At 68.7% G+C, this 22,354-nt stretch carries 20 protein-coding genes; 14 read left to right on the top strand and 6 right to left on the bottom strand.

Features of this window, described 5'->3' with window-relative positions:
• The first annotated feature begins 74 nt into the window (after window positions 1-74).
• From AB0H42_RS08725 to thpD, 8 genes are all read left to right on the top strand, one after another.
• Window positions 75-1,448 carry an FAD-dependent oxidoreductase gene (locus AB0H42_RS08725; RefSeq protein WP_357051940.1) on the top strand — a complete coding sequence of 458 codons (1,374 nt, stop codon included), beginning with the start codon at window positions 75-77 and terminating at the stop codon, window positions 1,446-1,448.
• 142 nt (window positions 1,449-1,590) lie between these two features.
• The gene (locus AB0H42_RS08720) at window positions 1,591-2,700 is read left to right on the top strand and encodes a protein phosphatase 2C domain-containing protein (RefSeq protein WP_357051937.1); all 1,110 of its coding nucleotides are present in this window, start codon (window positions 1,591-1,593) and stop codon (window positions 2,698-2,700) included.
• A gap of 214 nt (window positions 2,701-2,914) precedes the next feature.
• Window positions 2,915-3,220 (top strand): hypothetical protein, encoded by a 306-nt coding sequence (locus AB0H42_RS08715; RefSeq protein ID WP_084533823.1) that lies wholly within the window; start codon window positions 2,915-2,917, stop codon window positions 3,218-3,220.
• 159 nt (window positions 3,221-3,379) lie between these two features.
• Window positions 3,380-3,637: a hypothetical protein gene (locus AB0H42_RS08710; RefSeq protein ID WP_357051934.1), complete on the top strand. Its 258-nt coding sequence runs from the start codon at window positions 3,380-3,382 to the stop codon at window positions 3,635-3,637.
• Window positions 3,638-4,207: 570 nt separating this feature from the next.
• Entirely contained in the window at window positions 4,208-4,822 is a 615-nt protein-coding gene (ectA, locus tag AB0H42_RS08705; protein ID WP_357051931.1) for a diaminobutyrate acetyltransferase, read from the top strand.
• A complete protein-coding gene (gene ectB / locus AB0H42_RS08700) occupies window positions 4,819-6,078 on the top strand; it encodes a diaminobutyrate--2-oxoglutarate transaminase (protein ID WP_357051928.1) in 1,260 nt (419 codons plus the stop codon). The genes ectA and ectB overlap by 4 nt, the downstream gene beginning before the upstream one ends.
• A 17-nt stretch (window positions 6,079-6,095) precedes the next feature.
• A complete protein-coding gene (locus tag AB0H42_RS08695) occupies window positions 6,096-6,491 on the top strand; it encodes an ectoine synthase (protein WP_063058599.1) in 396 nt (131 codons plus the stop codon).
• A 66-nt stretch (window positions 6,492-6,557) separates the two neighbouring features.
• On the top strand, window positions 6,558-7,379 hold the full coding sequence (gene thpD / locus AB0H42_RS08690) for an ectoine hydroxylase (RefSeq protein WP_357052269.1): 822 nt from the start codon (window positions 6,558-6,560) through the stop codon (window positions 7,377-7,379).
• Window positions 7,380-7,446: 67 nt separating this feature from the next.
• On the opposite strand, the gene erm is transcribed toward thpD, so the two are convergent.
• From erm to AB0H42_RS08675, 3 genes are all read right to left on the bottom strand, one after another.
• Window positions 7,447-8,277 (bottom strand): 23S ribosomal RNA methyltransferase Erm, encoded by an 831-nt coding sequence (gene erm / locus AB0H42_RS08685; protein WP_357051925.1) that lies wholly within the window; start codon window positions 8,275-8,277, stop codon window positions 7,447-7,449.
• A gap of 360 nt (window positions 8,278-8,637) precedes the next feature.
• A complete protein-coding gene (locus AB0H42_RS08680; RefSeq protein WP_357051922.1) occupies window positions 8,638-10,128 on the bottom strand; it encodes an MFS transporter in 1,491 nt (496 codons plus the stop codon).
• Window positions 10,129-10,249: 121 nt separating this feature from the next.
• The gene (locus AB0H42_RS08675; RefSeq protein WP_357051919.1) at window positions 10,250-11,860 is read right to left on the bottom strand and encodes a hypothetical protein; all 1,611 of its coding nucleotides are present in this window, start codon (window positions 11,858-11,860) and stop codon (window positions 10,250-10,252) included.
• A 576-nt stretch (window positions 11,861-12,436) separates the two neighbouring features.
• Between AB0H42_RS08675 and AB0H42_RS08670 the strand changes: the two genes are divergently transcribed.
• On the top strand, window positions 12,437-14,038 hold the full coding sequence (locus tag AB0H42_RS08670) for an alkaline phosphatase D family protein (protein WP_357051916.1): 1,602 nt from the start codon (window positions 12,437-12,439) through the stop codon (window positions 14,036-14,038).
• Between the two features lie 15 nt (window positions 14,039-14,053).
• Here AB0H42_RS08670 and AB0H42_RS08665 read toward each other — a convergent pair whose 3' ends face one another.
• From AB0H42_RS08665 to AB0H42_RS08655, 3 genes are all read right to left on the bottom strand, one after another.
• A complete protein-coding gene (locus AB0H42_RS08665) occupies window positions 14,054-15,310 on the bottom strand; it encodes a cytochrome P450 (protein ID WP_357051913.1) in 1,257 nt (418 codons plus the stop codon).
• A 251-nt stretch (window positions 15,311-15,561) separates the two neighbouring features.
• Window positions 15,562-15,849: a hypothetical protein gene (locus AB0H42_RS08660; RefSeq protein ID WP_357051910.1), complete on the bottom strand. Its 288-nt coding sequence runs from the start codon at window positions 15,847-15,849 to the stop codon at window positions 15,562-15,564.
• A gap of 233 nt (window positions 15,850-16,082) precedes the next feature.
• Window positions 16,083-17,402 carry a helix-turn-helix domain-containing protein gene (locus tag AB0H42_RS08655; RefSeq protein ID WP_357051907.1) on the bottom strand — a complete coding sequence of 440 codons (1,320 nt, stop codon included), beginning with the start codon at window positions 17,400-17,402 and terminating at the stop codon, window positions 16,083-16,085.
• Window positions 17,403-17,632: 230 nt separating this feature from the next.
• Here AB0H42_RS08655 and AB0H42_RS08650 point away from each other — a divergent pair, with 230 nt between their 5' ends.
• Genes AB0H42_RS08650 through AB0H42_RS08630 form a run of 5 tightly spaced genes read left to right on the top strand, consistent with a single transcriptional unit; the run spans window position 17,633 to window position 22,295 of the window.
• Window positions 17,633-18,391, top strand: coding sequence for an ABC transporter ATP-binding protein (locus AB0H42_RS08650; RefSeq protein WP_357051904.1), 759 nt, complete (start codon window positions 17,633-17,635; stop codon window positions 18,389-18,391).
• Entirely contained in the window at window positions 18,388-19,119 is a 732-nt protein-coding gene (locus AB0H42_RS08645) for an ABC transporter ATP-binding protein (RefSeq protein WP_357051901.1), read from the top strand. Before AB0H42_RS08650 ends, AB0H42_RS08645 begins: the two co-directional genes overlap by 4 nt.
• Window positions 19,116-19,997 (top strand): branched-chain amino acid ABC transporter permease, encoded by an 882-nt coding sequence (locus AB0H42_RS08640; RefSeq protein ID WP_357051898.1) that lies wholly within the window; start codon window positions 19,116-19,118, stop codon window positions 19,995-19,997. The genes AB0H42_RS08645 and AB0H42_RS08640 overlap by 4 nt, the downstream gene beginning before the upstream one ends.
• The gene (locus tag AB0H42_RS08635; protein ID WP_357051895.1) at window positions 19,994-21,052 is read left to right on the top strand and encodes a branched-chain amino acid ABC transporter permease; all 1,059 of its coding nucleotides are present in this window, start codon (window positions 19,994-19,996) and stop codon (window positions 21,050-21,052) included. Before AB0H42_RS08640 ends, AB0H42_RS08635 begins: the two co-directional genes overlap by 4 nt.
• Window positions 21,042-22,295: an ABC transporter substrate-binding protein gene (locus AB0H42_RS08630; protein ID WP_357051892.1), complete on the top strand. Its 1,254-nt coding sequence runs from the start codon at window positions 21,042-21,044 to the stop codon at window positions 22,293-22,295. Before AB0H42_RS08635 ends, AB0H42_RS08630 begins: the two co-directional genes overlap by 11 nt.
• Window positions 22,296-22,354: the final 59 nt, after the last annotated feature.

Raw genomic sequence — 22,354 nt, 5'->3', positions numbered from 1 at the left:
ACGAACCGGATGGGAGGCGAGCCGGTGGGCAGCGGTCCGGGTGGTATCGGGCGCCGGCTGGGTAGTTTGATCACATGACAGAGCGGTTGGTGGTGGTCGGCGGGGACGCGACCGGAATGTCGGTGGCTGCCCAGGCCCGGCGTCACCGGGACGTATCGGACCTCGAGATCGTGGTGTTCGAACGCGGGCACTTCACCTCGTATTCCGCCTGCGGCATCCCGTACTGGGTGGGCGGGCATGTGCGGGAGCGCGACCATCTCATCGCCCGGACCCCGGAGGAGCACCGGGCGCGCGGTATCGACGTGCGCCTGCGCCACGAAGTCGTCGAACTCGATGTGGCCGGGGGCCGGTTGCGCAGCAGGGAACTGGCCACCGGTAACGAAACCTGGGCCGGGTACGACCACCTCGTCCTGGCCACCGGGGCGCGTCCGATCCGGCCGGCACTGCCCGGCATCGACGCGCCCGGTGTTCACGGCGTGCAGACGCTGGACGACGGCGAGGCGCTCATCGCGGCATTGGCCGCCGGTACCGGCCGGCGGGCGGTGGTGGTCGGGGCCGGATATATCGGGGTCGAGATGGCCGAGGCACTGATCCGGCGCGGTTACGAGGTCACCATCGTGCACAGCGCCGCCCAGCCGATGTCCACCCTGGACCCGGATATGGGTGTGCTGGTACGCGAGGCCCTGCAGGGTCTGGACGTGAATGTGGTCGGGGACAGCGAGGTCACCGAGATTCGTACCGGGGACGACGGCCGCGCCCGGGCGGTGTTCGCCGCCGGGCGCGAACACCCGGCGGATGTGGTGGTTCTCGGGATCGGGGTGGTGCCCGAAACGACGCTGGCCGCCGCCGCCGGGTTACCGATCGGGAACCACGGCGGACTGCTCACCGATTCGGCCATGCGCGTAACGGGGTACGACAACATCTGGGCCGGCGGAGATTGTGTCGAGGTGCTGGACCTGGTCTCGGGTATGCGCAGGCATATCGCGCTGGGTACGCACGCGAACAAGCACGGTCAGATCATCGGCGCCAATATCGGTGGTGGGTACGCGACCTTCCCCGGTGTCGTCGGCACCGCCGTCAGCAAGGTCTGCGACCTCGAGGTGGCGCGAACGGGCCTGCGGGAGAAAGATGCCCGGGCGGTGGGGCTGCAGTACGTCACCGCGACCATCGAATCCACCAGTCGCGCGGGATATCTACCGGACGCGCCCGTGATGACGGTGAAGATGCTGGCGGAAAGACTCAGCGGCCGGCTGCTGGGGGTGCAGATCGTGGGCCGGGAAGGCGCGGGCAAACGGGTCGATATCGCGGCCGTGGCGCTGACCGCGGGAATGACGGTGGCGCAGATGACCACACTGGATCTCGGTTATGCGCCACCCTTCTCGCCGGTATGGGATCCGGTGCTGGTGGCGGCGCGCAAAGCGGTGCGAGCGGTGCGGGAGCGCGGGTGAACTCACTCATCGGCGTACCGCGTACTATCGTCGATCGTCAGTACGGAACGGGTCGAACGAAGGGGGTCGGTGTGCGGACCCGAGACATCCGGTTCGTCCGGATCGGCGAGCACCGGAAACTACTCATGAATGTGGCGGCCGGATGAACCCTGACGCGAACGCCGGCGGCGCCGACCCGGCGGATATTCTCGACGCGGTGACCGAGCCGGTACCGCGAGTGCGGGAAACCTTCGATACCCGTCGCCGTGCCGCCGCCGCGGAAGCGACCGTGCCGCGGCAGTCGCTGGGCTCGGGTGTCCACCGGATCGCTTTGCCGGACGACGAGCTCGCCGAAGTGGTGTGCGTGAACTGCGGGACGCAGAGCCGGGGCCCACGCTGTCCCACCTGTGAGCATCCACACCGCGTCCAGGACCGGTTCGAGGCCGATCTGGGTGTCGCCGGTCTGGTCACCGATCGCGGAATCCTGCACGCGCGCAACGAAGATGCCGTGGCCGCCGCGGTGGTACCGGACGAGAACGGGGAGCCGGGGACCATCGTGCTGGTGGTCTGCGACGGAGTCTCCTCCTCGCCGGATCCGCAGGCCGCGTCGGGCACTGCCGTGCGCACCGGGGTCGATGCGTGTGTGGCGGCGCTGGCCGGTGATCGTACGGCCGAGGAGGCCACCGCCGCGGGGATGGCGGCGGCCTCGGAGGCGGTGCGCAATCTGGTCGGCCCCGATGGCGACGCGCCGTCGTGCACCTACGTCTCGGCGATCGTGCGCACCGAGACCGGCGGGCGTATCTCGATCACCGTCTCGAATATCGGCGACAGCCGTGCCTACTGGCTGGCGGCGGGCGAGCCCGCGGCCCCACAACCGGCCCGATCGGGCCATCCGGAGCTGCTGGCCGGGGCGCAGAAGCTCACCCTGGACGATTCGTGGGCACAGACGCTGGTGGAAGCCGGCGCCATGGACGAGAAAGCCGCCATGGCCGATCCCCGGGCGCACACCCTGATGCGCTGGCTGGGGGCCGACGCCGGTCAGCAGCCGTGGTCCGCGGACAGTATCCGTACCTACTACGTGGATACACCCGGATCGCTGCTGCTGTGCACCGACGGGCTGTGGAACTATCTGCCCGGCGCGGCCGATCTGGCGCGGCGGGTGCTCGGCGTGCCGATCGCCGAGGGCGCGCGGGCGCTCGTGGATTACGCCGTCGTCTGTGGTGGCAGCGATAACATCACAGTCGCGCTGACCCCGATTCCTGCCGCCGGATGATTCGATAAGCGGCTCCGGCAAATCTCGGGCAACGTGGTGAACCGGTCGCAGCGGCGGCGACTCCGGGTGGGGGACGGAGCGGCGGGCACAGCGGACACCTCGGTGTCCGCTGTGTTTGCAAGAGTGCGAAGTCGGGTACAAGACGGGAAAGCCGGTGCGGCTACCGAGGTCGCGCCGGGAGAGTACGTACGCACCTACCGCAAGGAGGTTCGTCATGAAGGGTGGCCTGTCCGCCGCTCCCGGAACGACCATGGTCACCACGAATCATGAGGTCATTCGCCAGTGGGCCCAGCGGCGCGGTGCGAACCCGGCAACGACACCCGGCAGTCAGTACGACGGCGAGGTGGGCGTCCTGCGGTTGGATTTCCCGCACTACGGCGGTGCGGTACTGCAGCCGGTCAGCTGGGCGGACTGGTTCGCAACCTTCGATGCCCGGAAACTGAACTTCCGGTACCAGGAGATGCGTCCGGACGGCACGCCCAGCAATTTCTTCCGTTTGGAACGCGTCGGCGACATCTGAACGTGAGGCATTTCACTATGCGGGTTTACCCGGCGGGCATTCTGGCTACTCGTATAACCGAAAGGTTGCTCGAGTAAGCTGAGTAGCGGGCTGTCGCGTCGGTACGGGGATGCGAGCCCGCGCCGCGGCACGCCACGTGCGTCTGCAAGGGATTGAATATTGAGCGCGAACCTGATGATCGTGGAAGACGGCGAGCGGGTCCGGGGTACTGTGCGCCCGGCCGTCGAGAACGAGGGCTACGACGTCGCGGTGGCCGAAGAAGCCGTGGCCGCGCTTACCCACCTGTGTGCGATCGGCGTCCATGACGCGACGATCGCCGATCGTCGGCCCGGCGGCAGAGCCGTGCGGGATCTCTCCGACCCGCGAACCGTGGCCTCCGTCCCCGGTCTCGGTCACCGGCTGGACGTCCAGCGCTAGATCATGGACAGCGCGACGAGCGCGATCCGCATCGGACCCGATGCGGGTGGCCGAAAGCTGCGCAAATGGAGGGACACCGCTGTCGTGGAGTCCGCCGGAGCGGCGACGGCTGTCCGTGCGCGCCTCCGCCGGAAACCGCGGCCCTCCGGTGACGAGCGTCACGAACTCCGCACCCCCCTGACGGCGCCGGCCGCTGCTGTGGATCTACTGGAGTGGCGTAGCGGGGACGGGTCGCGGCGGGTGCGGCAGGTGGCCGCGGCGGCCGCCGACTCGGGCCCGTGGTGCGCCGATCCGCCGGTATCGCGTGGAGCGGTAACCGCGGGCCGCCGTTGCGCCCGGTCCGGCACGGCCGCGGACCGTCTCCGGTCGCATGGACAGCGGCCGCATGCCGCGGCGGGGTGGAATGTGAGGAGCGCCCCGCCGAATCGGGCGTTTCGTTCTCCGAATTCCGGTTATTCAACGAAAGGGGCCAGTTAACACGCCCGTAACACGACTGTAAAGAGCTCGACCAGTCGCCTCGGAGTCAATTCGTGAGCCTGGGAAAGTACTGCACGCAGACATCGGAGTTGTATGTCTTTACACACTGAGTCCACGCAGACCGCCGGCACTGCCGGCAACGGCTCGGCCACTTCGTCCGCCGCGACCGATGCGGAGCCCGCCAGTACCGGCGTGGTCCTGCGGGCACCGCGGATCACCGACGCCGCGCGGCTGTGGCAGATCGCCGACGAGTCGCAAGTATTGGATGTCAATTCGAGCTACGCCTACCTGCTGTGGTGCCGCGATTTCGCCGCCAGTTCGGTAGTCGTCGAGAGTGAAAGCCGAGTCGTCGGATTCGTGACCGGCTATTTGAGACCCGAGGCGCCCGGCACCCTGTTCGTCTGGCAGGTCGCCGTGGACGCCGACCAGCGTGGCCGTGGCCTGGGGGTCGCCATGCTGGACTGGCTGGTATCCACCGTCACCGCGCCCGGTCATCCGACCGGCGGCGCCGTCGAGGCGCTGGAGACCACCGTTTCCCCCGACAATCCCGCCTCGATCGCCATGTTCGCGTCGCTGGCCCGCCGCCGTGGCGCCGAAATGGTGCGCAGCGAGCTGTTCGAACCGAATGTATTTCCGGACAGCCATGCCGCCGAGGATCTGTACCACATTTCCCCGATCGCCCGTAAAACCGAAAGGGAACACTCATGATTGCCGCCGAAACGACGATCTTCGACGAAATCGAATCGAATGTCCGAGGTTACTGCCGTTCCTGGCCGACGGTCTTCGAGACCGCGCAGGGCGCATGGCTGCGCGATGAGTCCGGTAGAGATTTTCTCGACTTCTTCGCGGGGGCGGGCGCGCTCAACTACGGGCACAATCACCCGGTGCTGAAATCGGCGCTGATCGACTACATCGCCGGTGACGGAATTACGCACGGCCTGGATATGTCGACAGTTGCCAAGCGCAAACTACTGGAGACCGTCCGCGATACCCTGCTGGTACCCCGCGGCTTGGACTACAAGGTGCAGTTTCCCGGACCGACCGGTGCGAACGCGGTCGAGGCCGCCCTCAAACTCGCCCGTAAGGTGACCGGCCGGCAGACCATCATGAGCTTCACCAACGCCTTCCACGGGATGACGCTGGGCGCACTGTCGGTGACCGGTAACGCTATGAAGCGGGCAGGCGCCGGCGTCCCGCTCAACCACGCCACCCCGATGCCCTACGACGGTTACTTCGACGGCGCCACCGCCGATTTCCTATGGATGGAACGGGTGCTCGACGATTCGTCCTCCGGTATGGACCGTCCGGCCGCCGTCATCGTGGAGACCGTGCAGGGCGAGGGCGGGGTGAACCTGGCACGCGACGAATGGCTGCGGCATCTGGCCTCGTTGTGCTCCGCCCGTGGCATCCTGCTCATCGTCGACGACGTCCAGATGGGTTGCGGCCGGACCGGCCCGTTCTTCTCCTTCGAATCGGCCGGTATCACCCCCGATATCGTGACGCTGTCCAAGTCTGTCGGCGGTTACGGCCTGCCGATGGCGTTGGTGCTGTTCAAGCCGGAGCACGACGTGTGGTCACCCGGTGAGCACAACGGCACCTTCCGCGGTAACAATCCGTCTTTCACCACCGCGCAGGTGGCGCTGGAGCACTTCTGGTCCGATGATGTACTGGAGAAGTCCACCCTCGTCAAGGGCAAGCGGGTGGCCACGGCGCTCGAGGAGATCGCCGGGGCCGTTCCGGGGGTGTCCACTCGGGGCCGTGGCCTGGTGCACGGGCTGGTCTTCGACGACGCCTCGCAGGCCGGGAAGGTCTGCCAGGTCGCGTTCGAGCGTGGCCTGCTGGCCGAGACCTCGGGTGCGTCCGACGAAGTCGTCAAACTGCTCCCGCCGCTGACGATCGCCGACGACGAACTGGACCAGGGCCTGCACATTCTGAGCGACGCCGTCGAAACCGTTTGCAGCTGAAAGGAAAAAGACTACCGATGATCGTGCGCACCACCGAGGAGATCACCGGCACCCACCGCGATGTCGGCGCCGAGAACTGGCGGAGCAAGCGGATCGTGCTGGGCGGTGATGGAGTCGGATTTTCGTTTCACGAGACGACCATCGAAGCCGGTACCTCTCACGTCTTCCACTATCAGAACCATGTGGAAGCGGTCTGGCTGGTCGAGGGTGAAGGCACCCTCCACGACCTGACCAACGACCGCACCTACGACCTCGCCCCGGGCACCATGTACCTGCTCGACGGGCACGAAAAGCACGAGGTGCGGACCCGGACACGGATGCGGATGCTGTGCGTGTTCAATCCTCCTGTCACGGGGCAGGAGGTGCACGACGAGAACGGCGTTTATCCGTTGATCGCCGTTCCGGCCGACTGAGAGGAAGGACGAACGACGTTGGTAGACAATCGGATCGATCGCTATCCGACCAGAACCGCCGAGCGTCTGCCGCTGCAGGAGCGGCACGACGCGACTGTGTGGGGCCGGATCGGCAACGCGGAGCTGGCTGCGTTCGATACCGACGGTTTCGCGATCATGGATCGTTTGCTGACCCCCGAGGAGGTAGCCGAGTACGCCGCCGAGATCGACCGGCTGGCAAGCGATCCTGATCTGCGGGGTGATGACCGGCTCATCGTGGAGAAATCGTCGCAGCAGGTGCGCTCGGTTTTCGAGGTGCACAAACTGAGTCCGGTGGTGGCGGAGCTGGTGCGGGAACCACGGGTCGTGGACCTGGCCCGGCAGGTACTGGGATCGGATGTGTACATCCACCAGAGCCGGGTCAACTATCTACCCGGATTCGGCACCGGTTTCTATTGGCATTCCGATTTCGAGACCTGGCATGCCGAGGACGGCATGCCCTCGCCTCGGGCGGTGAGCCTGTCCATCGCGTTGACCGACAACTACCCGTACAACGGCAGCCTGATGGTGATGCCGGGGTCGCACCGGACGTTCGTGCCCTGCCAGGGCGCGACGCCGGCGGACAACTATCGGGAGTCGTTGCGTGAGCAGGAGACCGGAGTGCCGACCAAGGCCGATATCACCGACCTGGCCCATAAGTACGGGATAACCCAGTTCACCGGTGCGGCCGGTTCGGCGCTACTGTTCGATTCGAATATCATGCACGCGTCGGGCAACAACATCACGCCATTCCCGCGGTCGAATATCTTCCTGGTGTTCAACAGTGTCGAGAACACGCTGGAGAAACCGTTCGCCGCGCCGGCCCGGCGGCCGGCGTATATCGCCGATCGCGAGTTCACGCCGGTGTAGACGGGACACTTGCCCAGGACGACGGGGACGAATCCATTCGGGGTTCGTCCCCGTCGTCGTGTCCGGGTCAGTGGCGCGCGGTGCCCCGGCCGGGATCGCGCGTGCCGTGCAGCCGTCGATAGAGCGTGAGCCACGCGTCCGGCGGCACCAGGCCCACCGGCGCGTCGGTCGGTATCGCGGCGGCGGCGCACGCCGCGGCGACCACGCGCGCGGGGTGGACGCGACGCAACGAGGCGGCGAGCGACCCGCCGACGCCGGAGAAGCCGAGTTCGACCAGGCGCCGGTACTGCGCGTGGGACGCGGCGGGCAGGAGCGGAGTGGGACGCCGCGCGATGTGCAGCACCGCCCCGTCCACCTGCGGAATCGGGAAGAACTCCCGGCGGTCGATGCGGTCGCCCAGCGTCAGTTCCGACTCCGGCCAGTGGGTGACGGTCAATTTGGTCCATCGGCCGTAGTCGCCGCTGTGCTTACGTGCGAATTCGTATTGGGTGAGCAGTGTCGCCGAGGTCAGCCGCGGCGCGGCCAGGCACCAGCGCACGATATCGGTGCTCACCGCGAAGGGGATGTTGGCAACCACGGCGAACGGTTCGCGCGGTGCGACGACCGAGCGGAAATCCTGGTTCCGCACGTGGATACGGCGGTCACCGCCGTACCGGACGGCGAGCCGGCGGGCATAGTGCGGGTCCTTCTCGTAGGCCACCACCCGGGCCGCGGCGGGGAGTAGATGGCGGGTGAGCATACCGTCCCCGGGACCGATCTCGAGGACGAGATCGTCGCGGCCGATACCGGAGGCCCGCACGATACGGCGAGCGATCCGGGGGTCGGTGAGAAAATTCTGGGACAGCCGCTTGCGGGTCGCGGACGTGCGGGCACGCGGACCCTGGGCAGGGCGGGACATGGGATCCTCCGAGGAGTGGGCCGAATCGACAGACGCTGATTCGCCCGGACCCATGCCGGGGCAGGAGGCGGCGCGCAGTGGCGCCGAACGATCGCGACGGCGCCGGTTCGAGTGAACCGGCGCCGTTTACCGCCGAGCGGTCCCGCGATGGGGACTGCCCGGATCGGTCAGCGGAGTGTGGGGTGCACCGGCAGAGTCCGAGCTGCCGTGCGCTGCCGGATGTAATGCGCGCCGACCGCGCACACTCCGTTGCTGCCCAAAGATCCCATGGGGCCTTACCCTAGGCAGGCCCGGCGGACCGGTCCACCGAATTTCGGGTGCCGCCGGCCGCCGGGCCCGCAGGCTCGTCGCCGCGAGAGATCAGGCGGTTTCCGCGCCCTGCGGGCACGGTATGTCGTGCCGCCGGCCGGGCAGGGCGCCCGGTTCCGCGAGCCCGGGCTCGACCGGGGCGACCGGGCCCGCCGCGCCGGTCGTCGCCGCGGCCTCCGCACCGGCGCGGAAGCTACGGCTCAGTCGCCGGTAGTGCCGGCTGCTCAGCGCGTAGCCGGTGAAGAGTAGACCGAGCAGACCCAGCAGTACGAAGACCAGTGCCATACCGCGGGCCTCGCCGGTGCCGAACCAGCCGCCGATCGAGCGGGCGCCCGGTCCGGTGGTCATGAACGGGATGAAGAAGAACTGGGTCAGCGGGCTGACCAGGAACGCGGTGAGCGGCGAGGCGGCCTGTTCGACGCTCTGCGCGAAGCCGAAGACCCGGCCCTGGCGCTGATAGGGCACAACCTTCTGCAGCACGGTTTGCTCCGCGGCCTCCGCGAACGGCATGAGCACCATGAACACGGCCATTCCGCCGATCAGCAGCAGGACGGAATCCTGGATCGGGAAGATCAGCATGACCGCCCACAGGGCCAGATTGACGAGCAGGATCAACCGCACCGGGTTCGATGACGTCCCGGTGCGGGCCACCAGCAGCCCGCCGACGATCATCACCGCGCTGAGCGCTCCCCAGATGACGCCCCACGCCTGGACCGACATCATCGACAGCGCGTACGGGTCCATCAGGGCCATGAGCCCGCCGAACAGCAGGTTGTTCAACGCCGAGAACACGATCAGCGGGACCATACCGGGGATCCCGCGGATGACCCGGACGGTCCCGCGCAGATCGACCCGTTGCGGTTCGCCCGCGGCGGCGGCCTGGGCCAGCGATTCCGGCAGTATCAATCCGCGCAGGTGCACCACCGCGACGGTGAGCACGACGACGGCCAGTACCAGCACGCCCAGCATGCCGTTCCAGCCCACCAGCAGCGCACTGGCCACCGAGGTGACCAGGTGGGAGATACCGGTCGTCGTCCCGACCAGCCCGTTGGCCCGATCCCGGTGGCGTTCGTCGAACATGGCGGTGACCACGGTGGGCAGCGCGATCGTGCGCAGACTACCGGCGATCACCCCGCTCATCGCGAGAACCACGAAGACCCACAGCCGGACACTCGCCGGATCACGCCATTCCTCGGCCGGGGTGATCGAATAGTAGACCAGCGCGACGGCATAGATTCCCAGCGAGACAAGCGCGGACACCTGCATAACGCTCTTCTTGCGGTGGTGGTCGACGATGCTGCCGAACCACACCCCGGTGCCGGCCATGGCGACCAGGAAGATGCCGGCGATCATCCCGGTGGCGAAGACCGATCGGGTCTCCAGGTACACGAAGAATGTGATGCCGAACCAGACGGTGAAGTTGATGAACGACACCAGCAGCACGTTCACCAGTAGTTGCGCGAAGGTTCGCACGGTGGGGTCGCCGAAATCGAGACGGGCCGCGGGCTCGGCGGCGGAGCGCCGGGTGGATTCCATAGTCATGTACTCAACAACCTCGACATTGGTTCAGGTCAAGGGGTGACCTGCCGGAAGTATCACCACCTCTGACCGCCGCCGCCACCGAAAATGAGCGCTGCCCGCGGAACTGCCCGCTCGGTGGCGCTCACCGGCCCGCGGTCGGCACTGCGAAGGAGTCGGTGATCTGGGCGGCATTGGCGAGGACCTCTTCGGCGACGGCCTGGGTCCGCCACATCCGCGCCTCGGGGACGGCGCCGCGCTGCTCGAGCAGATCGGCGAGGCATGCCATGGCTCGGATGTGCCGGCGCCCGGCCGCGACCCGCCACCAGCGTTGCGCGGCATCGAATTCGTCGTGCCGGTAGTAGAGAGCGCCCAGATCGTAGGCGGCGTCCAGATGCCCGGCATCGGCGGCTTCGGCCCACCACCGCGCGGCCTGCTCGTCGTCTCCCGCCGCGCACCGCGCCGCGCCCAGATCGTAGAGCCGGTCCGGGCTGCCGGTGGCGGCTGCGCTGTTGTCGGCTGGAAACGGGGCGAGTGAACCGTCGGCGATGGTATCGGCCGCCGAGGATTCGTCGCCGGTGGCCGTCGGTTCATCCTCCGGGATGCCGTGGGCTGCTCGCGACACGGTGAAATAGGCGGCGGGCAGGGGGAATACGGACGGTTCGCCGCCGGTGCGCGGCTCCCGGACCGGTTCCGGGCCGTAATCCGGCAGGTCTGCCCCGCTGATCACCGGGACCAGGCCGGTCTGGTCCGGCGAGTCGGCCCAGCCGTGGGTGGCGGCCGGATCGGCGTCCGTATTGTTCTCGGAGGTCCGCAGATACCACTGTTCGGGGCCGGTGAGCAGCGTCGCCGGACCGGAAAACGTGAGCGCGGGCAGGGGGTCGGGGACCGGTTCGTCGAACAGGGACGAGTAGTCGAAGAATTCGTCGATGCCTTCCAAGGGCTCGATGAGAATATCGGCACCGCCGACGTCCGGAGAATGCAGGACCAGATCCGCGAGACTGCACGGGTAGCCTTCCGGTTCGCCGCTGTCCGCGACCGGGTGCCCGGCGCCCGCGGCGCGATGTCCCGGGCCGGCGGGGACCGTGGTCGTACCGCCGGCGGCCGGGCGCGAAATCCTTCCCCCGCCGGACGCGTCGCGCGTGGCGGGCACGGATACCGACGGTACGATGCCTGTCCCCGGAGTGGACAGCCGCGGATTCGGAATTAGCGGGGTACTGCGGACCTCGACCACCAGATCCGCGAAATGCGGTGGCCCCTCGCCCATACTGCACCACAGCACGGTGCGGTCGTTATCGGTGCGTTCGACCACGATGCCGTAGTTTCCCGACCAGGACCGCGCTTCCCCGGTGGCATCGGCCCAGACCGGGGTCAGTACGAAGAGCGTGCCGGGGGAGTTCGCGGTCAGATCGAAGGTGATCCCCCGCTCCAGGGCGTCGCGCCAGATGTCGACACCGGCCAGCCGGCGACCGTCGATATCGATGTACCCGTCCACCATGGACAGACCGATGCCGACACCGGTCAGCCCGGCGGGCGGCGTGGCCGACAGCAGGGTGACCGTGAGTGCCGCTGTCGTGGTGGACAACTGCTCGCTGTAGAGCGGGTGGACCGTGGTGCCCTCCCAGTCGATCGGTTCGGCGCTGCGATAGCGGAACGCCAGGGCCGGATCATCGGTCAGGGGGTCCGTCGGGGCCCCGGTGGCGGTCGGCGTGTCGAGCGTGTCGCCCGCCAGCAACGGTGTGGCATCGAGGCGCATCCGGCGTAGATACCTCGGTAGTTGTCCGGCACGCGGTGCCGAAGCGGGCATATCAGCCTGCGACGGAACAACTCCGGTTGACGACGATACCGGATCGAACATATCCTGCCCCGCCTTTCCCACCGCTCCCGTTGACCCCGCAGCAATGCGGTGGCTATACCGTACTAGCCGGATCCCTCGCGCGGGGGCCGATTTGATGGGCGACAATACGTTCGTCTGCCCGATCTCGAGTTCCGGCGTTCGGTACGGGCCGTCGACCGTCGTGGAGGGCGGTGGAACGGCCCGGAGGTGGTGGCGGTCGATGGACCGGTGGCTCCGGGTGGTGTGGGGCACATGCCTCGTGGCGCGAAAGCGATATTTATGTGTAACCGACGGTTACACATAAATCGAATGCTCGGAACGGGGATGGAGGGGCCGAGAACCGGCGAATACCGATACTTTACACCAGGCGAAACTCCGTGTCGTCCTAGCGGCCGGAGTCCGCCGCGCGACAGCTCCGGCAACGCTCGTCCGATGGTCACCGCGTCGTCATCCGGGCGCCACGGGGTGGTCGCCCGGGTGCGAGATCCATAAAACATGGACACCACACGCAGGCGCTTCCTCGCTGGGGGCGCCGCGGCGTCCCTGCTGCTCGCCGGAACGACGGCGGCGGGCAGCGCGCGGTTCCGGGCGCCCCGGCTCCTGGGTGATCCGTTCACGCTGGGGGTCGCCTCCGGTGAGCCCGCCCCCGACGGGGTGGTCCTGTGGACGCGGCTGGTTCCCGACCCCGGCGCCCCGGACGGTTCGGGTGGGATGAGCCGCGCGCCGGTGACCGTCGACTACGAAGTCGCCCACGACGACCGGTTCCGGCAGGTCGTGCACCGCGGTGCCGTCGTCGCCGACCGTGCCCTGGGACATTCGGTGCATCCGGAGGTCCGCGGCCTCGAACCGGCCCGCTGGTACTACTACCGCTTCCGGGCCGGGCCGGCGATCTCCCCGACCGGCCGCACCCGGACCGCGCCCGCGGCCGGGCATCCGGTCCACCGGTTGCGCTTCGCGATAGCCTCCTGCCAGGCATGGAACGATGGGCACTACACGGCCTACGACCATATGGCCGCGGAAGACCTGGACCTCGTCGTGCACCTCGGCGATTACCTCTACGAATATCCGATCGCACGTGGCCGCCCGGGCACCCCGATCGAACCCGGGCTGCGCCACGAGCCACGCGACCTCGCCGGCTATCGAATGCATTACGCCTGGTACAAAGCCGATCCCGCCCTGCTCCGCGCGCACGCCGCGTTCCCGTGGCTGATCACCATGGATGATCACGAACTGGCCGACGATTGGGCGGGCGAGGCGGCACGCGTATCGGTGGATCGCGATCGGCTGGCGCCGATCTTCCGGGCCCGCCGGGCGGCGGCGTTCCAGGCGATGTACGAACATCAGCCGCTGCGCCTGGCGCAGATGCCCGCCGGTCCGCGGATCCGGATGCACCGGCGCTACCGATTCGGCGATCTGGCCGAGTTCACGATGCTGGACACCCGCCAGTTCCGTCGTGGTGACTCGATACTCGGAGCGCGCCAGCGGGACTGGCTGGTGGCCGGTTTCGCGAACTCCGCCGCGCGCTGGCAGGTTCTGGGTAATCAGGTGGTGCTCGGTCGCACCGATCACGATGCCGGGTCCGCCGCGGTGCTGTCCGCCGACGCCTGGGACGGCTATCCCGCCGAACGTGCTGCCGTGCTGGCCGCCGCCGCGCGGTCGGTGCGCAACCTGGTGGTGCTCACCGGCGACCGGCACGAGAACTACGCCGCCGATCTACGGGCCGACCCCGTCGACCCCCGTACCCCGGTGGTGGCGGCGGAGTTCACCGGAACCTCGATCACCAGTGGCGGCGACGGTATCGATATCGGCGGTCGCGGCACCGAACTGCTCGCCGCCAATCCCGATCTGAAGTTCTGCAACGGGCAGCGCGGTTACCTCCGGGTCGAGGTGGACGCGCAGGAATGGCGCACCGACTTCCGGGTGCTGCCCTATGTGAGCCGTCCGGGTGCGCCGATCTCGACCCGCGCCTCCTACGTGGTCGAGGACGCGGTGCCGGGGGTGCGTCCGGCCTGGGACCACCGACCGCCGTCCAGGCCGGCGGCGCGGCAGGGGACGGCCGGCTCAGCGGCCGGCGGGCAGCCGGAGGATGCGCGATGAACAGCGGCCACCGGGTCAGAGGACGGTCATGCCCGGGGTGGGCGGGAAGGTGACCGGGAGGGCGGTGAGCGCCCGCTGGAACGGTCCCGGGCGCCAAACCGGTTCGTCCGGGCCGAATGCCGGGCGGAGATCCGGCAGGGCGTCCAGCAACTGGTCGACGGCCTCTTCGGCGAGCAGGTAGGAGATGGACCGAGCCTGCGCCGGGCAGGCGTGCGCGCCGGCGCCCCAGGCCAGATCCGTGCCGTGACCCGGATGGTGGGCGGCCGTGCGTTCGGGATCGTCGTGGCAGGCCGCCGGACTGACGAGTACCGGCTGATCGGCGGGCAGCCACACATCCTCGATCAGCACCGGAAGCGGGGGATAGACGATGCTGTGATGTGCCAGCGGCGGGTCGGTCGCCAGCACCTCCTCCAGCGCCGCCCTGGTGGGCGGTGCGAAGCCCACCTGGTTGGTCGTGAACCGCGGGTCGAGGAGTATCAGCAGCAGCGTGTTGGCGATGAGATCACGGGTCGGCTCGACCCCCGCCTGATAGACGGCGAGCAGTTGGTCGACCAGTTCGGCGTCCGACAGTTGCGCCGGATGCTCGAGGAGGCGGGTGGTGATGTCGTCACCGGGTTCGGCGCGTTTGGCCGCGACGAGTTCGGCGAGGGCGGCCTCGGCCGCGGCCTCGGCGTCCTCGTCGGTGCGCATAGCGAATACGGCGGTGAGCGCCGGCGTCAGCCGGTCGGCGAGGGCGGGTGGGCAACCGACCGATTCGCCGAGCACCCGGAACACCAGCGGGGTGACGTACCGGTCGAGGAGATCGGCGCCGCCGGCGGCGCAGAACTCGTTGATCAGGTCGACCGCCGCCCGTGCGGTCATCGCGCGCAGCGCGTGCGGATCGAGACCGGCGAGCGCCGCGACCGTCACCGAACGATAGCGCTCGTGCTCGGTATCGTCGGTGCGCAGCGTATTCGGGCGATGGCGCATCATCGCGACGATGGGCAGGCCCGCGGGTACCTTCTGCTGCCAGGCGCGCGGGTCGGCCGGGAAATGAGTGGGATCGGCGAGGATGCGCAGGGCGGTGCGATAGCCGAGGACCAGGGTGGCGGGTACCCCGGGGGCGAGGTCCACCGGGGCCAGCGATCCGTACCGGGCGCGCATCCGCCGGTAGCAGCCGTGTGGATCGGCGGCGAACTCGTCGGTGTAGAGGGGGATCCGGGACGCGCTGGTCTCGGCGGCGGCGTGTCTACCGCGTCTGTGCGCCGGCTGCAGCCGGTTCGGCCTTGTCACTCGAGGTACCCCCTGAGGTCGTGCGCCCGGTAACCGGGCGCGACTGTTTACCGGCCGCAGCGGGTTCCCCTGCTCGAAAGCGCTCGGCTGGTACGCCTTTCGCGTCTGGCGAGAGATGATACCCAGGCCGTTGCGGAAGTGTATGGGAACCGCCCGGCGTTTCGGCCTCGTCTGCCCGGTCCCGCCGCGGGGCGCCGGTGATCAGTTCTCCCTCGCCTCGACCGGTGTCACCACCCGGCCGACATCGCGTTTCACGATGCGGTCGGCGCAATCGAATACCGGTCGTCATGGGTGATCACGACAACCGTTTTCCCGTGCCCTCGCGACCCGTCCAGGATCTCCCGGTAGAGGACCTCGCGGAACCGGGGCTCCCGGTCGGCCGCCCATTCGTCGAACACGTAGATCGGACGGTCCTCGAGCAGCGCGGTAAGCAGCGCCAGTCGTTTGCGCTGACCTCGGGACAGCGTGAGGGTGGACCACCGGCCGTCCCGCACCTCGACCTTGTCGGTGAGCTGCAGTTCCGCCAGGTAACACCGCACCTCGTCGTCGATATCCGGTCGGTCGAGCCGAGGTAGTTCTCGAAGAGATGGAAATCGGTGCACACCGCCGCGGAATGTCGCCGGAACCATTCGATATCAGCTCGAGGCAGATCGCCATCGCTTTCCTGTCCGGGTGGGCACGGGCATAGTCGACCGCGGTGCGGATGCCGTTCATGGCGGCGCAGCGCACCCACGGTGCCCGGCGGCGGGTTTCGGCCCGGTGCGTGGCGCGGCTAGAGACCGCGGGTGGCCGGCCGCGGAGTGGCTCGGAGTTCGAGGGCGACCAGCAGGTCCACCAGATCGGTGACACTTCGGATATTGCGGCCGGTGAGTTGCTGGATGCGCCGCAGCCGGTATTTGGCGGTGTTGTGGTGGATGCGCAGGGCCTCGGCCGCCTCGCGCAGGTTCATATCGGCGTCGGCGAACGCGCGGATGGTGTCCGCGAGGACCGCGCCCTTGGCCTGATCATCGGTGAGCGTCCGAGCGATCCGTGGATCGACCAGGTTGCGTGCGGTCTCGTCGGAGCGCAGCACCAGGTACCGGAACGGGCTCAACTCCGGCAGTGCCAGCACTCCGCCGTCATCCGGGAGCAGGTCGAGCGCGGCGCGGGCCTCCTGCCGGGCGCGGGGCAGGGACTCGACCCCGGCGCTGACGGTGCTGACGCCGACGGCGGTCGTGATCCCCTCACCGGTAAGGGTTTCGTGGGTGCGTTTCAGCCGCGCGCACAGCTCCTCGGCGGTCCCGGTGCGGCCGAGGGCGGCGACGGCGACGATCTCGGGGGCGCGGGTGCCGGCGTCGCGGACCACCGCCAGCGTGCGGTGTCCGTTGACCGTGGTACGGGCGAGTGCGACGGAGACGCGGTGCGCGGCCTCGGTGCCGGTGGTGTCGGCGCGGTGTTCCCGGTTACCGCACACCGCCGCGGTGACGACGACGAGGCGGTCGGGATGGGCCACCCCGATCCCGTGCGTGGCCGCGGTGGCCGGAAGCGGCCCGCGATCGGGCAGCGTGCCGTCGAGCAGGCATTCCAGTAGTTCGCGGTCGTCGCGGCCCGCGTCGGCCGAGCGGTGCCGCTGGAATTCCAGATACGCATGGGTGGCCTGGGTGCTCACCAGATCGCAATACCGGGTCAGCGGCAGGACCATCGACAGGGTCGCCTCCCGGGCGTCCGGTGCGTCGCCGGCGTGGGCGACCAGCGACTTCCAGAACGTCTGCTGGCCGAGGCGGAACGCGGTGATGTAGTCGGTCAGCGGCAGCCCGGCACGGGCCCGGCGCACCGCCGCGCGCCGGGTATCGGCGAGATCGGCGGCGGTGACGCGGCGGGTGGCCAGTAGCGCGCCCAGTCCGGTACGGCACAGCCGGGCGACCTGCTCGTGCACATCGGTGTGGAATTCGGCGTCGCGGCCGGTGTATCCGGGGAGTTGCGCGAGTATCGCGGAAAGACCCAGGTCGGCGATTTCGTCGGCGCGTTCGTAGATACTGCCGGCGATCCGGGTGCGCTCGATGCGCACCCGCTCGGGAAGTGGGCTGTCGACCGTCTGTGATCCAGCTGACATAGGGGGATCGTCCACGGCCGCGCGGCGAAAGTCAACACGAACGGGTGTTTGTATCAAATTATGCCCAGTTCGTTTGTTCGCGGTGGACAACTCCGCCGTCGATAATTGGGACGCGGAGGCTGATGTGTTTCATTCTGGCCGCTCTTACGCTGACCTCACCCATAGCCGGTCCGGCGGACTGTGCTCTGTCACACAGGATTTCGCTCACGCTCACATCATCCGGAGGAACTGTGCTCGACATATCCGGCCTCACCGTCCGATTCGGCGGTATCACAGCCCTCGACGATGTCGGATTCGCCGTGGACACCGGGGCGATGCTGGGCCTCATCGGCCCCAACGGCGCCGGGAAGACCACCCTGTTCAACTGCCTGACCAGGCGTTGTGCCCCCACCTCCGGAACGGTGAGCTATCAGGGCACCGATCTGCTGACCGTGCGCCCCGACCGCCTGACCGGGCTCGGCATCGCCCGCACTTTCCAGAACCTGGGGCTCTTCACCCGTATGTCCGTGCGGGACAACGTGCTCGTCGGTGCGCACCACCGTGCCCGCGCGGGTTTCCTCGGCGCCGGACTCTTCCTCCCGGCCGTCCGATCCGAGGAGCGCCGGCTACGTGCCCAGGTGGACGGTTTGCTCGAACGCCTCGAGTTGCGCGAGGTCGCCGACCATCCCGCGGCCGGACTGCCTTTCGGCACGCTCAAACGCATCGAACTGGCCCGGGCACTGGCCGCCGGACCCCGGCTGCTGCTGCTCGACGAACCCGTCAACGGGCTGAGTCACGGGGAGGTCGGCGTGTTCGCCGAGCTGCTCGCCGGGCTGCGCCTCGATTTCGATCTCACCGTGCTCGTGGTCGAACACCATATGGGTTTCGTGATGGGGCTCTGTGAGCGCGTCGTCTGCCTGGATTTCGGCCGGGTCATCGCCGACGGCGCGCCGACGGCGGTCCAGCGCGACCCCGCCGTCGTCGCGGCCTACCTGGGGACGGCGGCATGAACGCCGAACCCCTGCTCACCGTCACCGATCTCACCGCGGGGTACGGCGCGGCCCGGGTACTGCACGGCATCGGGCTGTCGATCGCCGAGGGGGAGGTGTGTGCCGTACTCGGGCCCAACGGCGCCGGGAAGACGACCCTGCTCCGCGCGCTCAGCGGGATGATCGCGGTCCGTGGATCGGTGACCCTGGCGGGTACCGAGGTCGCGGGCCGGGCGCCGGAGAAACTGGCGCGGATGGGGGTGGCGCACGTCCCGGAGGGGCGCGGCACCTTCGCCCCGCTCACCGTGGCGGAGAACCTGCGCCTGGGCGGCTACGCCCGGCGCGACCGCGCCGGTGTCGAAGCCGATCTGCGCCGGGTCCTCGGCTACTTCCCGGTCCTACGCGAGCGGTTGCGCGATACAGCGGGTCAGCTGTCCGGCGGACAGCAGCAGATGCTGGCCCTCGCCCGCGCCCTCCTGTCCAGACCCCGGCTGCTGCTCCTGGACGAACCCTCGCTCGGACTCGCGCCGCTGGTGACCCAGGAGCTCTTCCGCATCGTGGGGGATATCAACGCGGCGGAACGCACCACCGTGATCGTGGTCGAGCAGAACGCCGCGCTGGCCCTGCGTACCGCGCACCGGGCCTACGTACTGGAGAGCGGGCGGATCGTGCTGGCCGGCAGCGCTGCCGAGATCGCGGCGAACGACCAGGTCGCACAGTCCTACCTGGGATATCGGGTGGGACCGTGACCGGATTCGCGCAACAGATCGTCGAAGGCCTCAGCGCCGGCGCCCTCTACGCCGGAATGGCGCTGGCGCTCGTCCTCATCTACCGGTTCACCGGCATCGTCAACTTCGCGCAGGGCGAACTGGCCATGTTCTCGGCCTTCCTGGCCTGGCAGCTGGTCGAGAACGGGATGCCGTTCTGGGCTGCGCTGCCCATCACCGTCGCCATATCCTTCGCCGGCGGCATGCTCATCGAGCGGATCGTCATCCGGCCGGTCGAGGGAGCCCCGGAACTCACCCTCGTGATCGTCACCGTCGGACTGTTCTTCTTCGTCAACGCGGCCGCGGGCTGGATCTGGTCGTATCAGCTGAAATCGTTTCCCAACCCGTTCCCGGACGGGTCGCTGCGGATGGGCGGTGTCACCGCCGGCTACGGCAGCCTCGGCGTTCTGGTCGTGGTGGCGGTGGTGATGACACTGCTGTACCTGCTGTTCCGGTACACCCGGATCGGCCTGGCGATGCGGGCGGTGGCCGCGAACCCGCAATCCGCGCGGCTGGTGGGTATCGGGGTCGGCACCGTACTCGCGCTCGGCTGGGGTCTGGCCGCCGCCGTCGGCGCGGTCTCGGGCGTGCTCTCGGCGCCACTGCTGTTCCTGGAACCCAACATGATGGGCGGGGTCCTCATCTACGCCTTCGCGGCGGCCACTCTCGGTGGATTCGACAGTCCCGGCGGGGCGGTGGCCGGCGGACTGATCGTCGGTGTCGCGGAAACCCTGGCCGGCGCCTATCTCGACGTGATCGGCACCGAACTGAAGATCGGTGTCCCGCTGATGATCATCCTCGGCGTGCTGCTGCTGCGGCCGCAGGGACTGTTCGGCACCGCGACGGTGGAAAGGGTATGAGCGATATGGGAACTCGTCACTCCACCGTGGGAGCGGATCGGGCGGCTCCGGCCCCGGATCGGGCGGTGCCGCGCGTCCGGGCGAGGCGGATCGGTACGTCCTGGCCTGCCGCGGCGGTGCTGCTGGCGGCCGCCTGCTGGGCGCCGTTCGAGCTGGCCCCGTTCCATACCTTCCAGCTGTCGCTGGCCATGGTCTACGCGGTCGCGCTGCTCGGGCTGAATCTGCTGGTGGGGCATACCGGGCAGATATCACTGGGCCACGGCGCGTTCTTCGCGGTCGGCGCCTACACCGCGGCGGTCATGATGGACCGCTGGGACCTTCCGTATGCGGTGGCCCTGCCGGCCGCGGCCGCGGTGGCCTTCGTCCTCGGCCTCGCGCTCGGTGTTCCGGCGTTGCGGTTGCGCGGACTGTACCTCGCCCTCGTCACGCTGGCGATCGCGATCTTCCTGGTTCCACTGCTCAAACGGTTCGAATCGGTGACCGGCGGATCCATGGGCCTGACCCTGGACACACCGCGGCCGCCGACCTGGAGCGGCCTGGCCGAGGACCAGTGGCTGTACTTCCTGGCGCTCGCGGTCACTGTGGTGAGCTACCTGCTGGTCGCCGGGCTGCTGCGGTCCCGGGTGGGCCGGGCGTTGCACGCGGTGCGGGACAACGAGATCGCGGCCGAGGTGATGGGGGTGCGACCGGCGTTCTACAAGACCCTGGCCTTCGCCTGGGGCGCGATGTTCGCCGGGGTCGCCGGCTGTGTCCACATCTGGGTGATCGGTTACGTCTCACCGGATTCGTTCACCCTCACCCTCTCCATCACGCTGCTCGCGGGGCTCGTCGTCGGCGGTCTCGGCGGGCACTGGGGGCCGCTGCTGGGCGGCCTGTTCGTCATGTACGTCCCGAATATCGCCCAGGACGTCAATCAGGCCGCGCCGGGAGTGGTCTTCGGACTACTGATCATCGCGGTCATGTACCTCGCGCCGAATGGAGCGGCCGGACTCGTCGGCCGGGCGGCGCACTGGCTCGGACACCGAGCAGGGAAAGGAAGATCCCATGCGCACTAGAGCGATACAGGCTGTGGCCGTCGCGGCCGCGGTACTGTTCGCGGTCGCCGGCTGCGGTGACCGCGAGGAGGCCGGCGGCCCCGTGGCCTCCGGTGACTGCCGCGGGCAGCAGACCACGGGGCTCACCGAGACCGGTATGAAGCTGGGCGGTGTGTTCCCGCTGTCCGGTCCCGCGTCGGCCTATGCCGAACTCCCCAAGGGGATTCAGGCCTACTTCGACTACATCAACGCCGAACAGGGCGGGATCGACGGGCGCCGGGTCGAGTACCTGCTGCGCGATGACGGCTACCAGCCGCCCAAGACCGTGGAGGAGACCCGGCGGCTGGTCGAGCAGGACGAGGTGTTCGCGGTTCTGTCCACCCTCGGCACGCCCACGTCGGCGGCCGTCTGGGACTACTTGAACCAGCGCGAGGTCCCGCAGATCTTCGTGGCGGGTGGTGCCACGCAATGGGGTGTGGGCGACGCGCACCCGTGGACCATCGGCTGGCAGCCCAGCTACCGCGCGGAAGGGCAGGTGTTCGCCCGGTATGTGCGGGAGCGGAAACCGGACGCGACCGTCGCCGTCCTCTACCAGAACGACGATTTCGGCAAGGATCTGCTGGCCAGCTTCACCGAGGCCACCGCGGGCAGCGGGGTCCGGGTGATCGCCGAACAGAGCTACGAGGTCACCGACCCCACGGTCGATCCGCAGCTGCGCAATCTCGCCGGTTCGAACGCCGATGTGCTGCTGAACTTCGCGACCCCGAAGTTCGCCGCCCAGACCCTGGCGGCCGACGCGCGCAATCCCGAATGGAATCCGCTGCACATCCTCACCCAGGTCTCCAGCACCATGAGCGTGCTCGCTCCGGTCGGTTTTCCGAATGTGCAGAACGTCGTCACCTCGGTGTTCGTCAAGGACCCGGCCGATCCGCAGTGGGCCGGCGATCCCGGGATGAAGCTGTACCGGGACAAGGTGGCCCGGTACCAGCCCGGCGCCGACCCCGCCGACGGTTACACCCTCGTGGGCTGGGCCATGGCCCAGAGCTTCCACAAGACATTCGACGCCGCGTCCTGCAAGACCCGCGAGGGGCTGCGCGACGCCATGCGCTCGCTCGACGATGTCGCGATCGATCTGCTGCTGCCCGGGATCACCCTGCGCACCGGCGACGGCGACGGATTCCCCATGGAGGCCATGCGGATCCAGCGGTTCGAAGGGGACCGCTGGGTGCTCGCCGGCGATCTCGTCGACACCGCGGGCCGGTGACCCCCGCCCACCGATACGTCCGCGGCGCGATCCGGCGCCGGCGGCCCGCCTCGATCAAG

The organism is Nocardia sp. NPDC050799 (genome assembly GCF_040654015.1).
Classification (GTDB): Bacteria; Actinomycetota; Actinomycetes; order Mycobacteriales; family Mycobacteriaceae; genus Nocardia.
The sequence above is the reverse complement of the archived record's forward strand: the minus strand, read 5'-3'. Positions and strand labels throughout refer to the sequence as shown.

Excerpts from the sequence above, each read along its gene's own strand:
- AB0H42_RS08725 (WP_357051940.1), top strand. The coding sequence starts at position 75 with ATGACAGAGCGGTTGGTGGTGGTCGGCGGGGACGCGACCGGAATGTCG.
- AB0H42_RS08720 (WP_357051937.1), top strand. The coding sequence starts at position 1,591 with ATGAACCCTGACGCGAACGCCGGCGGCGCCGACCCGGCGGATATTCTC.
- AB0H42_RS08715 (WP_084533823.1), top strand. The coding sequence starts at position 2,915 with ATGAAGGGTGGCCTGTCCGCCGCTCCCGGAACGACCATGGTCACCACG.
- ectA (WP_357051931.1), top strand. The coding sequence starts at position 4,208 with ATGTCTTTACACACTGAGTCCACGCAGACCGCCGGCACTGCCGGCAAC.
- ectB (WP_357051928.1), top strand. The coding sequence starts at position 4,819 with ATGATTGCCGCCGAAACGACGATCTTCGACGAAATCGAATCGAATGTC.
- AB0H42_RS08695 (WP_063058599.1), top strand. The coding sequence starts at position 6,096 with ATGATCGTGCGCACCACCGAGGAGATCACCGGCACCCACCGCGATGTC.
- erm (WP_357051925.1), bottom strand. The coding sequence starts at position 8,277 with ATGTCCCGCCCTGCCCAGGGTCCGCGTGCCCGCACGTCCGCGACCCGC.
- AB0H42_RS08680 (WP_357051922.1), bottom strand. The coding sequence starts at position 10,128 with ATGACTATGGAATCCACCCGGCGCTCCGCCGCCGAGCCCGCGGCCCGT.
- AB0H42_RS08675 (WP_357051919.1), bottom strand. The coding sequence starts at position 11,860 with ATGCGCCTCGATGCCACACCGTTGCTGGCGGGCGACACGCTCGACACG.
- AB0H42_RS08670 (WP_357051916.1), top strand. The coding sequence starts at position 12,437 with ATGGACACCACACGCAGGCGCTTCCTCGCTGGGGGCGCCGCGGCGTCC.
- AB0H42_RS08655 (WP_357051907.1), bottom strand. The coding sequence starts at position 17,402 with ATGTCAGCTGGATCACAGACGGTCGACAGCCCACTTCCCGAGCGGGTG.
- AB0H42_RS08645 (WP_357051901.1), top strand. The coding sequence starts at position 18,388 with ATGAACGCCGAACCCCTGCTCACCGTCACCGATCTCACCGCGGGGTAC.
- AB0H42_RS08635 (WP_357051895.1), top strand. The coding sequence starts at position 19,994 with ATGAGCGATATGGGAACTCGTCACTCCACCGTGGGAGCGGATCGGGCG.
- AB0H42_RS08630 (WP_357051892.1), top strand. The coding sequence starts at position 21,042 with ATGCGCACTAGAGCGATACAGGCTGTGGCCGTCGCGGCCGCGGTACTG.